Here is a 2,254-nt window from a genome sequence, read left to right as displayed (position 1 = left end):
GAGTGGAGTAAGAAGCGCAGATGCGCTTCTCCTCCCCGAACCGTACGTGCACCTTTCAGCGCATACGGCTCTCTGTTCAAGCTTGGCCCATGGCCATAGCAACGTCATGGTAATGCGACGTGACGGTACTGCGGTTTTCGATCCGGAAGATGTATGGGTTTTCTTCCGGGTTGCGCCAACGGAATTGCGCTTTGGGGCTTGAGACAAGCCGTTTTAGCGCTTTTCCAACAGGGGCACCGCGTTCATTGCGACCAAACACGAGCCAGGTTTTCGACTTGCCCGGTTCCGGGACCCTGAACCATTTCCGCATCAAGGGCTTGATGCGGGATCGGTACTTGTGTCCCAGCCAATGCGCCATTTTCCAGAACACGACATGGTCGATGCGCCGGAAGACGTACGCCGTGAAGTCGGTGAACTTGTAGAACGCCGCCCATCCCACCAATTGGCGGTTCAGGCTGGCGATCATGTCGACCGTGCTGACACTATGATTGCCGGAAAGGGTTTCGGTAAGTCTGCGAACAAACCCCTTGGCCTTTTCTTTGGGTATCGTCGTGACGACGGACATCCGTCCGTGTCCCCCTCGCTTGCGAATGATCCGGTGCCCCAGAAAGACGAAGCCGTCATTGACGTGTGTCACATGGGTCTTTTCCATGTTCAGCGTCAACTTCAACTCACCTTCCAGAAACGCCCGGCACTCCTCGCGGATTTCCTCTGCCTGAGCCTTGGTTCCTTTTACGATCACGACGAAGTCGTCAGCGTATCGGCAATAGGCAACGGCGGGTTTCCATTGCCGGTTCTCTCGAACCGTAATGGGCCTGCCTTGCTGGATGCCGAAGTTCCATGCCCAGCGATCCTTGCGGGCCTTGTCGCTTAGATATTTCGCCTCCAGCCACATATCAAACTCGTGGAGCATGATGTTGGAAAGGAGCGGTGACAGAACGCCACCTTGCGGAACGCCCTCGCTTGAGGCTGTAAACAGGCCACGATCAATGTGCCCTGCCTTCAGGAACCGCCAGAGAAGATCAACGAAACGCCCGTCCTGCACCCGCCGCCGCACGCATTTCAGAAGCAGCCGATGATGGACCGTGTCGAAGTAGCTGGCCAGATCACCTTCGATGATCCAGCGGCCCCTCGTCGTGTCGGCTCCATCCTGAAGCTGTATCCTTACGGTGCGGACGGCATGATGCACGCTCCGTTCCGGCCGGAAGCCATAGGATAAACGATGGAAATCGCTTTCCCAGATCGGCTCCATGGCCATCAGCATGGCGCGTTGAACGATGCGATCCGTCAGGGTCGGAATACCCAGTGGTCGTAGCTTGCCGTTTGATTTCGGGATATAGATGCGCTTGACCGGCTGGGGGCGATAACTCTCCTCCAGCAGGCTTGCCCGCAGGTCGTCCAGATGCTGATCCAGTTTGACCTGCAGCCGTTGCTTATCCATTCCGTCGATACCCGGCGTTCGTGCGCCACTTGACGCAAGAACCATCCGAGCGGCCTCGGCAAGCCATTCCCGATTGGCAATCAGCCGAAGAAGCCGATCAAACCTTCGGTTTGGATCGTTTTCGGCCCATGTTGCGAGCTTGTGCTGCATTTCGCTGATTATCAAAGGTCTTCACCTCTCTTGGTCAGATAGTTTGCACTTCAAGCAGTTTGAACTGTTCCCCTTCGCCATGTGGCAGGCTTTCCCTGCCGCGGACTACTACGAGAACTCCGCCAACATGATGGACATCAGGGTCAACTCCCTTGCGACGCAATACTCCGTTGTCATTCCATCATGCCTTCCCTCGTTCATATGCTGGACGTCAGCGTATTGGTGAGGCTGCCGGTCGCAGTCTTTTCCCTTGCTTTCCGCAAGTCGATGCCGATGCCATGGTCTGGCTGCATTCTCCCCATGGCTGCCACGGACAGCCTACGTGTTCGTCCGTGTTGGGATGACGCTGGCATACATCTCAGGCGTCATCATCAGCATTCCGCCTGTTAAGCCGTATAGGCGAAGGCGACATTCCAGCCCTCAGATGCGGGTTAACCGGTTCGTGTTCCTCAACCTTCCAATACTTCAGCCTCGGGAACCATCTCGGCGTAACGGCTTCGCCTCAATCCCCTTTACCTGCGGGCTACGTCACCCTGCCAGTTGACAGCAGGTCACCGCCGCTTGGGCTCATGCCCCCTTACAGCAGAGGGCAGGCAAATACTCACATCCTCCTTTCTCTTTTGCATTCCAGTCATATGCCTCCCCGACTGGGGCGAGGCGCAC

1 protein-coding gene is annotated in these 2,254 nt (G+C 56.6%); it reads right to left on the bottom strand.

Going from position 1 to position 2,254, the window contains the following annotated elements:
• Positions 1-76: 76 nt before the first annotated feature.
• The gene (gene ltrA / locus ABWW28_RS27450) at positions 77-1,606 is read right to left on the bottom strand and encodes a group II intron reverse transcriptase/maturase (protein WP_353392985.1); all 1,530 of its coding nucleotides are present in this window, start codon (positions 1,604-1,606) and stop codon (positions 77-79) included.
• Positions 1,607-2,254: the final 648 nt, after the last annotated feature.

It is taken from the genome of Brucella sp. NBRC 14130, assembly GCF_040371715.1.
Classification (GTDB): Bacteria; Pseudomonadota; Alphaproteobacteria; order Rhizobiales; family Rhizobiaceae; genus Brucella; species Brucella intermedia.
The sequence above is the reverse complement of the archived record's forward strand: the minus strand, read 5'-3'. Positions and strand labels throughout refer to the sequence as shown.